Consider the following 9316-nt stretch of genomic DNA (forward strand, 5'->3'; position numbering starts at 1 on the left):
AGTCAGACGATTTGCGGTTACAGAAAAAGCGATACAGCACTCCTGTATCGCTTTTTTGTTTTCATGCATCAGGCTGGTGGTCAGATGCTCTCTGCACCGGTTGTATTAGCTTTTTCCAGCGCAAATCCTTCATCCAGCCAGCCGGTGATGCCGCCTGGCATGGTTTTGACCGGCAAACCCAGTTCTGCCAGACGAATCGCGGCACGAATTGCACCATTGCAGTGCGGCCCTGCACAGTAAACGACGAACAGACTACCTTCCGGAAATTTTTTCATCGTTCCGGCGATGATCTTTTTGTGCGGCAAGCTGACCGCTCCCGGCACATGACCAGCGTCGTATAAAGCATGACTGCGCACATCCAGCAGTACAAAATCCTGCTGCCCGCTGCTGATTGCATCATGCACATCCCAGCAATCGGTTTCCCATTCCAGCATTGCAGAAAAATGCGCCAGCGCGCGGGTACTGTCTGCAGCAGCAACATCGGTGACCAGTGACATGTTTTTCCTTTCTGACTTTGTGTGTAAGAACAGGCATCACTTTGCCGTGAAAGCGCCCTAGGCACCACTGGCGTATACGTCAATCTGCGTTAAGATAACGCCATGAAAAATCATCTTGTTGCAGCGCTGGCCTATGAGGGCTTATGTACATTTGAGTTCGGCTGCGTGACCGAAGTGTTCGCCCTGCACCGGCCGGAACTGCAAACGGACTGGTATCAGTTTGCAGTCTGCAGTATGACGCCCGGTAACATGCGGGCTGCAGGTGGTTTGCAAATTCAGTGCGAGCACGATCTGCGCTTACTGGAAAAGGCAGACACGATTCTGATTCCCGGCTGGCAGGGTGTGCATGTGCCGGTACCGGCAGAATTGGTAGCTGCATTACAGGCAGCGGCGGCACGCGGCGCCCGGATTGCATCGATTTGTTCCGGCGTATTCGTGCTCGCGGCGGCAGGTTTACTGGATGGAAAAACCGCCACAACGCACTGGCGTTATACCGGCATCCTGCAACAGCGATTTCCCGAAATACGGGTGAATGAAAATGTGCTGTATGTCGATGAAGGGCAGATCATTTCTTCGGCGGGATCGGCAGCAGGCATCGATATGCTGCTGCATCTGATCCGCAAGGATCATGGCGACAGAATTGCAAATCTGGTCGCGCGGCGCATGGTGGTTTCCGGTCACCGTGACGGCGGTCAAGCCCAGTATTTACCGCGCCCGGTGCTGCCGGACGGTGCCGGTGCGTTGCAAACGCTAATGCGCACGATACGGGCAGCACCGGGCAAGCCTTATACACTGAGCAGCATGGCAGATCTGGCTGCTGTCAGTGTACGCACGCTGCAACGCCAGTTCACAGACAGTACCGGCATGTCACCGATGGTCTGGCTGACACGGGAGCGCATTGCCAGCGCCTGTGAATTGCTGGAGGAAACCAGCTTACCGCTGACACGTATTGCTGAACACTGTGGCTTTGGCTCAGAAGAAAGCATGCGCCATCATTTCCGGCAATGGGTACATTGCAGCCCTTCCCGTTACCGCCAGCAATTCGGACTGGCAAGCAATGAAAACGCCGGTCAGCAAATTGTTTGAATAGTTTTAAATCCCATATGCGTCACTGCAAATTTCTTCCGGCGGGTCTATGCTATAAGCAAGCCGGGAGAAAAAATCATGGGAATTTTTTACAGTTCTGTCAGCCCGTTCTGGGCGCTGATGCTTGCCGGTCCGGCTGTGCTTGCGCTGCTGCATGCATTGCATTCTTTGCGTAAAGCACAACTGGAAGTGCCGACACTGTTTTCTGCGTGGTGTGCCAGCATTATTGTGCTGGTACTGGTATGGCGCATGCGGGTGCCGGTGCTGCCGGATCTGCATTTACATTTAAGCGGCGTGGCGCTGTTCTGCCTGATGTTCGGGCGCAATCTGGCAATTACCGGCATCAGCATTGCGGTGGCGCTGTACACCTTTGAATACGATGGCAGCTGGCTGAATCTCGGTGCGAATATTCTTTTACTGGCGGTGATTCCGTGCTGGCTCAGTGATTTGCTGCTGAAAAAAACGCAGCAGTATCTGCCGCATCATATGTTTATTTACTTGTTCGGCAATGGCTTCTTCGGCGCATTACTGGTGAATGCCAGTGCAGGCCTGTGCACGGTGTTGCTGCGTCATTTGCTGTTCCCCGAGGCCGCGCTACCAACCGACGCCGTAGCCTACATGCTATTGCTGGCATGGGGCGAAGCATTTCTGGTCGGATTTCTGGTCACAATTTTTGCTGTGTACCGCCCAGACTGGCTGCAAACTTTCGATGACAATCTGTATCTGCGCGGTAAGTAATCGGCTTCAGTTTTTTTAACTCTTTTGTTTGCCGAGTAAAAAACGCAGCGGCACGGACAACCTCACCGACCAGTCGGTTTCAGTATGCGCAGCACCGGGAAATGCACGGCTCAGATAACGCTCACCGGTATAGCCTTTTTCTTTTGCCAGCACATCAAAAAACTGCTGATGTACCGGATAAAGTGCGTCCAGCGTTTCAGTGCCGTAATCCATATACAGCCGGTGCGTAGCAGCGTCCGGCAGTTTGCCGGACCAGTACCGGAACAAAGCCAGCGGAACAGAAGCGTTTTGTTCGAATATACCAACCCAGTGGGTTGATAAGCAGGCCGCCGCGCCGAATACCTGCGGATACTCACTCATCGCATACAAGGAAATCAGACCGCCCATGCTGGAACCCATCAGCATCGTTGAAGCCGCGTCTTTACGCACCGGATAGCGCCGCTCAATTTCCGGCTTCAGTTCTTCCACCAGAAACTTCAGATAACGGTCTGCCATCAGTTCCGGCAAGCCACGGGTTTGCATCAGCGATTGCCGCAAAGCCTGCGGCAGGAATTGCATTGCCTGCTGCGGCAAATATTCCGCCGGACGCAATGCGCCGGCATTCCAGATACCGACGATAATCGCCGGTTCTATCTGGCCATCCTGTATCAGTTGTCCTGCAACGCGGTCGATTTGCCAGGCTTGTTTATTCCAGTTCACCGCCGGATCAAACAAAGCCTGACCATCATGCATATAAATCACCGGATACTGGTGCTTGCGGTCAAAACCCGGTGGCAGCCACACATCAATATGACGTGCGCTGACATGCTGCGAACTCAGCGATTCAATTCGCTCAATGCTGCCGCTGACCACGGACGGCAGCGGATCTGCTGCCAGCGCCGTCAATGTCATCCATTGCAGAAATAGTGCAGTCAGTAAGCGGCGCATCAGTAGTCTCCGTTGCGGTTTTTATGCAGTTTGTCCGAACCAGCCACCCCAGGCTGGCAACACCAGTGTCGCGCCATCACGCTGTGCTGGCAGATGTACGCCATCCATTGTTTGTGTGGCTGCGATTTCCGGCAAATTCAGCGTCACGCTTTCAGCCGACAAATTGAAGGCAGCAAACAAGACTTGCTGCCCCAGCGTGCGGCGCACAACCAGTACCGGTTCCGGCGCGTCAACAAAGGCGATATCACCATGCAGCAACACTGCATGCTGTTTACGCCAGCGCAGAATATGACGCACATAATTCAGTACCGATTCAGGATCAGACTCTTGCTGGTCCGCTGCTTTCGGTAAATGTTCAGCGGGTACGGGCAGCCATGGCTTTTGTTCTGAAAAACCAGCAAACGGCGCAGCAGCCTGCCACGGCATCGGCGTGCGGCAACCATCACGGCCTTTAAATTCCGGCCAGAAGGTTTTGCCGTAAGGGTCTTGCAAATCTTCAAACGCGATATCTGCTTCGGTCAGTCCCAGTTCATCGCCCTGATATAAACACGGTGTTCCGCGCAACGCCATTTGCATGGCGTACATCATTTTGGCAAATGCCGGTGTTGCCTCTGCCCCGCCCCAGCGCGACATCACACGGGCAACATCATGATTGCCGACAGACCACGAAACCCAGCCACCTTTGACACGAGATTCATACTGCTCTACCTGTTCGCGGATATAGCCCGCAGTAACCGATGGCGTCAGCAGATTAAAGCTGTAGGCCATATGCAGTTTGTCGTCACCTTCCGTGTATTCCGCCATCACCACCAGCGAATCGTCGGCACCGACTTCACCGATGGCAATCGCACCGTATTCATTCAACAGGCTGCGCACACGCTGTAAAAACGCCAGATTTTCGGGCTGCGTCTTATCGTAAATATGCGCCTGCATGCCGTAAGGATTGGTGTCCTGTACGGTTTTGGTATCACGCTTCGTTGCCGGCGGATTGCTGCGCAAAGCACGGTCGTGGAAATGAAAATTGCAGGCATCGAGACGGAAACCGTCAACGCCACGCGCTAACCAGAAGCGCATCGCATCCAGCAATGCCTGCTGAACCTGTGGATTATGAAAATTCAGATCCGGCTGACTGGTCAGAAAATTATGCAGATAATACTGACGGCGGCGCGCATCCCATTGCCACGACGATCCGCCAAATACTGACAACCAGTTATTCGGCGGTGTACCGTCGGGTTGAGGATCAGCCCAGACAAACCAGTCGGCTTTCGGATTGGTACGATCCTGGCGACTTTCGACGAACCACGGATGCTGATCAGCGCAATGCGACAGCACCTGATCAATCATAATCTTCAGGCCGAGCTGATGTGCCTTTTCCAGCAAACAGTCAAAATCGTCCAGCGTGCCAAACAGCGGATCGACATCACAGTAATCGGAAACGTCGTATCCGAAATCTGCCATCGGCGATTTAAAAAACGGCGAAATCCAGACGATGTCCACACCCAGCGATGCCACATACGGTAGCTTTGCGGTAATGCCCGGCAAATCGCCGATACCATCCCCATTGCTGTCAGCAAAACTGCGCGGATAAATCTGATAAATCGTGGATTCACGCCACCATTGCGAATGGCTTTCTTTCGAATGCAGAGTCATATCGGAATCTTAATCTTTGGTTTATATGGTGCTGATATTTTTCAGTCCGCCTGACCGGACAGCGCTTCATCCAGAATAACGGAAACCCCGAGAAATGCAGGATACGCCGCCGTAATCAGAAAAGTCGGTATTTGTGCGACAAAACCGGAGAAACGGCCCTTGGCTTCAAAGCGCTGGCGGAACTGTGACTGATGAAATAAGTCGCCGAGACGCGGCACAATGCCACCGCCAATATAGACTCCGCCATTTGCACCCAGTGTCATTGCCAGATTACCGGCGACCGTACCGAGCATGCCGCAAAAGGTGTTGACGGTCTCCAATGCCACCGCACAGGTTCCCAGTCTGGCACGCTCTGCAATCTCTGCCGCAGACAAAGCAACCCTGACATCCGCGCCAGCCATTTCAGACAATACGCGATACAGCAATTCTATGCCCATGCCGGAAATCAGCCGCTCCGCCGACACGTGCGGGAAATCACGCCAGATCCGTTCCAGCAACGCCGTTTCAATATGATCTACCGGTGAATACGTGACATGCCCGCCTTCGCTGGCCAGCGGAATCCAGCGCTGCCCGCTGGGAATAATGCCCGACACACCGAGTCCGGTACCGGGACCGATCAGCCCGATTACTTTACCGGCTTGCGCTGTCCCGCCACCAATCTGCACTTTTTCATCATCACTCAAATGCGGCAAAGCCATTGCCAGCGCTGTGAAATCATTAACGACTTTCAGCGTTTCCAGTTGCAGCGTGTGCTGCAGATCACGAATCGAAAAGCTCCAGTGATGATTAGTCATGCTGACGATATCGCCAACGACCGGGTTCGCAATCGCGATACCGGCATGGCGGATACTTTCGCCCGCCGCAAGCACTGGTGAGACTTGTTTCAGATAAGCCTGAATCGCCGCCCCGAGATCAGGATAGTCGCGGCAGGCGAGAACCTGAACCGCTTCAAAACAATGCGGCGATGTTTCCAGTGCAAAGCGTGCATTGGTGCCACCGATGTCCGCCAGCAAACGCGGACCACCGAAATCATGAGGGTCGGATTTCTGCACTGTTGTCTCACTCCAGTTTTTATACGAAACAAGTTCTGCGAACTTCTTAGAATGTAGCAATACTACATTCATACAAGAATCATGTCTAACCTTTCGCGCGTTTTTCTTGTAGAATCTGTTGAAAATACAGCGCACTCAGACGATACGGAGACAATTTCTCTTAGTGACGCCTCATTATGTAGTTCAACTACCTAAAATATGATGCATCCAACCATTAAGAACAATAAGAGCGCTCACCTGTACTTTGCAGCCGCTTTAGCACTGAATTGCGGCCTCAGCTATGCGGCGACGGCCAAGCCGGATTTACAGTTGTGCAATCAGACTGAAATCAGTACGGTCATTCAGCCGGTTGCCGATCATCGCAGTGACGCACGCGCCTACTGGCTGTCTGATGAGCGACTGCGCTGGCCCGGCAAAAGCAATAGCGGACATTTTTTTCTTGCATCGTCTGAGAATGCAGCGCTGAAATTCAGCATCGGGGAAAAGATCAGTAATACAGCACGATTAATTCCGCTGACACCTGCAAGCGAAGTGTCGCAGGATGCGCGCTTCCGATTCACCGGCAGTGGCGTTGAGTTTGTGACCGGATTCAGCGCGGATCAGCTCAAAGCTCTGCTGAAAACGCAATTGCTACTGGTGAAGACGGATGCAGACCAGCGAATTGAGGATCTGACCTATATTCAGCATCCTGGCGCACTCGACAAACTGTATGCCGGTGCCGCCAGCGCAGTACTCGGCCCGGCGATTCAAAAAGATACGCAGTTAAGTGTATGGGCGCCAACAGCCCGCAAAGTCTGGGCATGCATCTATCCCGACCATCAGAGACCAGCCTATCGCGTGCAAGCCATGCAAGCTGACCAGGCAACGGGTATCTGGTCCGCACATCTGAATGGCAAACTGAACGGCCAGTATTATCAATTCATTACCGAAGTCTTTGTACCGGGAACCGGCGTTGTACTGAATCGCGTCACTGACCCTTACTCTGTCAGCCTGAACGCAGATTCCAGACGCAGTTACATCGCCGACCTGAGTGACCCGGCACTGACGCCTGCCGGCTGGCAAAGTCAGGCGAGACCGGACACGGTACGGCATCTCGCTGATATGAGCATTTATGAATTGCACGTCCGCGACTTTTCAGTCAGCGACACCAGCGTGCGTCCGGCATGGCGCGGGAAATTTCTGGCATTTACCGAACAAAAATCCCACGGCATCCGTTACCTAAAAGAGCTGGCAAAAGCGGGCATGACCGATGTGCATTTATTACCGGTTTTCGACTTCGCCACCGTACCGGAAAAAGACTGTAAAACGCCACAGATTCGCGCAAGCGGCAACAGCCCTGCTGCCCGCATTGCACAGGCGAAATCTGCTGCCAGCGATTGCTACAACTGGGGCTACGATCCGTTTCACTTTAACAGCCCGGAAGGCAGTTATTCGACGAATCCCGATGACGCAGCACGACGCATTATTGAATTCCGCCAAATGGTAATGGCTTTACACAAGGCTGGCTTACGGGTTGGCATGGATGTCGTTTATAACCATACCGCCTTCAGTGGTCAGCACTCGCAATCCGTACTGGATCGCATCGTTCCGGGCTACTACCACCGGCTGAACAACAGTGGAAAAGTAGAAGATTCGACTTGTCAGCCTTGCGGCAATACCGCCACAGAGCATCTGATGATGGGCAAGCTGGTTTCAGACTCTTTATCGGTATGGACAAATGCCTACAAAATCGATTCATTCCGGTTTGATCTGATGGGTCATCAGCCAAAAGCCCTGATGACTGCTATTAAAGAACGGCTTGAATCGGAAGCAGGTCACCCTGTTCAGCTGATTGGTGAAGGATGGAACTTCGGTGAGGTTGCCGATAGTCGCAGATTCGTGCAGGCAAGTCAGCTTTCGCTCAGCGGATCCGGCATTGGCACGTTCAGCGACCGTGCACGCGATGCACTGCGCGGTGGCGGCACCGGTGATACGGCAGACAGCCTGACAGACTCACGCGGCTTACTGAATATGCAACTCTGCAAAGATTGCGCACAAGACTCAGAATTATTACGTCGCCAGCAACATGCAATTGATCTGACAAAAGCCGGATTAAGCGGAACACTCAGTCATTACCGTTTACATAAAGCAGATGGCGGATGGCAGGACTTATCCAGTCTGAACTACAACGGACAACCGGCAGGTTATGCAGCAAATCCCGGTGAAGCGGTGAATTACATCGAAAATCACGATAACCATACGCTATTCGATATTAATGTATTAAGACTGCCGGCGAACACCGGCATGCAGGAACGGGTGTACCGCCAGATACTCGGCCTTGCCACCACGATTTTCAGTCAGGGGGTTGCATATTTTCATGCGGGCAGCGAATTGCTGCGCTCCAAATCACTGGACGCAAACAGCTACAACTCGGGTGACTGGTTTAACCGGATTGACTGGACCATGCGCACCAACCATTTTGGTACAGGTTTACCGCCGGCTGCCGACAATCAGCGCTTCGACACTATATATAGCAGACATCTGGAAAATTCTGCGCTGAGTCCATCAGAAAGTCATATACGCCAGACACATGCAGCATTTCTCGATTTACTGAACATCCGCAAACAAAGTCGCCTGCTGCATCTGCAAACTGCGCAGGATGTACAAAGTCAGCTCAGCTTCCCGACCTCTTCACCTGCAGCAACGGATCACATTAGTTTACTGATACAGCCGCGTGAACAAACGCATCAGGAGCCTGCATTACTGGTCTTCTTCAATTTCAGTACAGAGATGATAACGACAAGCCTAACCAGCTTGCCGTCATCCAACTGGTCTTTACACAACACGCATTTAACAACACAGCACGGAGATGTACGGATACGTGATAAAGCGAAATTCAATGCCGAAACAAATGAATTCAGCTTACCGCCTTTGAGCGTTGTTGTTTTTACCAGTCAGCACCAAAAGTAATCGGAACTTTACTTTGGTAAGTTGAAAATCCTGATGTAATTTTGTGTAAAAATCATGTCACAAACACGCTGTGATTTTTCATTCAATCCAAGGCAAGAAAAATCTTGTTTTATTTGAAATGCACTTACTGATCAGCGTGAAAACATTTGGCGCAAAATTCTTTCATATTTGAAAAAATTTGACGCTAATAACAAAAAATATGAAAACTTTTGTGGAGGAAGACGAAAATTTTTATTCAACAGCGGTTATTATTAGCGCCTTCGAGTTCTTAGATTGAGGAGACAGTCGGAATGGATTTTTCAAATCGCCAGCAAGAGCCGGGCAAGAAGTTTCTCGGCATAGGGCTGGTCATCGCATTTCACGCGATACTTGTGTACGCGTTACTGAACGGTCTCGGACATAAAATCGTCCAGATCA

General features: G+C 52.0%; 7 protein-coding genes. 3 read left to right on the forward strand and 4 right to left on the reverse strand.

What is annotated here, in order from left to right:
- Positions 1 to 80 precede the first annotated feature (80 nt).
- Positions 81 to 497 (reverse strand): rhodanese-like domain-containing protein, encoded by a 417-nt coding sequence (locus tag KDM89_RS16630; RefSeq protein WP_212689046.1) that lies wholly within the window; start codon positions 495 to 497, stop codon positions 81 to 83.
- A 102-nt stretch (positions 498 to 599) separates the two neighbouring features.
- On the opposite strand from KDM89_RS16630, the gene ftrA reads away from it, so the two are divergent.
- Together ftrA and KDM89_RS16640 are read left to right on the forward strand one after the other, a co-directional pair.
- Positions 600 to 1583 (forward strand): transcriptional regulator FtrA, encoded by a 984-nt coding sequence (ftrA, locus tag KDM89_RS16635; protein ID WP_212689047.1) that lies wholly within the window; start codon positions 600 to 602, stop codon positions 1581 to 1583.
- 78 nt (positions 1584 to 1661) lie between these two features.
- Positions 1662 to 2321: an energy-coupling factor ABC transporter permease gene (locus KDM89_RS16640; protein ID WP_212689048.1), complete on the forward strand. Its 660-nt coding sequence runs from the start codon at positions 1662 to 1664 to the stop codon at positions 2319 to 2321.
- A gap of 15 nt (positions 2322 to 2336) precedes the next feature.
- Here the strand turns inward: KDM89_RS16640 and KDM89_RS16645 are convergent, their stop codons facing one another.
- Genes KDM89_RS16645 through KDM89_RS16655 form a run of 3 tightly spaced genes read right to left on the reverse strand, consistent with a single transcriptional unit; the run spans position 2337 to position 5950 of the window.
- The gene (locus KDM89_RS16645; RefSeq protein ID WP_212689049.1) at positions 2337 to 3248 is read right to left on the reverse strand and encodes an alpha/beta hydrolase; all 912 of its coding nucleotides are present in this window, start codon (positions 3246 to 3248) and stop codon (positions 2337 to 2339) included.
- Positions 3249 to 3269: 21 nt separating this feature from the next.
- The gene (locus KDM89_RS16650) at positions 3270 to 4898 is read right to left on the reverse strand and encodes an alpha-glucosidase family protein (RefSeq protein WP_212689050.1); all 1629 of its coding nucleotides are present in this window, start codon (positions 4896 to 4898) and stop codon (positions 3270 to 3272) included.
- A gap of 41 nt (positions 4899 to 4939) precedes the next feature.
- The gene (locus KDM89_RS16655) at positions 4940 to 5950 is read right to left on the reverse strand and encodes a glucokinase (protein WP_329604685.1); all 1011 of its coding nucleotides are present in this window, start codon (positions 5948 to 5950) and stop codon (positions 4940 to 4942) included.
- A 198-nt stretch (positions 5951 to 6148) separates the two neighbouring features.
- Between KDM89_RS16655 and KDM89_RS16660 the strand changes: the two genes are divergently transcribed.
- Entirely contained in the window at positions 6149 to 8899 is a 2751-nt protein-coding gene (locus tag KDM89_RS16660; protein ID WP_212689052.1) for an alpha-1,6-glucosidase domain-containing protein, read from the forward strand.
- Positions 8900 to 9316 lie beyond the last annotated feature (417 nt).

The organism is Cognatundibacterium luofuense, assembly GCF_018139685.1.
Lineage (GTDB): Bacteria > Pseudomonadota > Gammaproteobacteria > Burkholderiales > Burkholderiaceae_D > Undibacterium > Undibacterium luofuense.